General features: G+C 54.2%; 1 protein-coding gene. It reads left to right on the top strand.

Features of this window, described 5'->3' with window-relative positions; translation table 11 throughout:
- Positions 1-272, top strand: a 272-nt coding sequence (locus tag QP415_RS11520) for a LytR C-terminal domain-containing protein (protein ID WP_285100172.1), incomplete at its 5' end; no start/stop codon positions are given.
- Positions 273-288 lie beyond the last annotated feature (16 nt).

Here is a 288-nt window from a genome sequence, read left to right as displayed (position 1 = left end):
CAGTTTCGGTATTCAACGTGGACGCCGGAAACGGGGTAGCTGGTGAGGCCGCGCAGAAGCTGATCAACTACGGGTTCACCGATTCGGCTGCATCGAACAGGCCCGACGCAGTGCTGGATCAAACTACCGTCTACTACGGTTCTGAAGATCTTGCAGAAGCTGCCAAGGCCGTTGGTGAGCAGCTAGGTATTTCGGCTGTCCAACTGTCGCCTGACATTGCGACAGAGCAGGGCCGAATCTACGTCTATATAAAGTCTGACTACCAGCAATAGCTAAGCGTATCGAAGG

The organism is Pauljensenia sp. UMB3104 (assembly GCF_030217285.1).
In the GTDB taxonomy this organism is placed as follows: domain Bacteria; phylum Actinomycetota; class Actinomycetes; order Actinomycetales; family Actinomycetaceae; genus Pauljensenia.
This window is presented reverse-complemented; position numbering and strand designations above follow the sequence as displayed.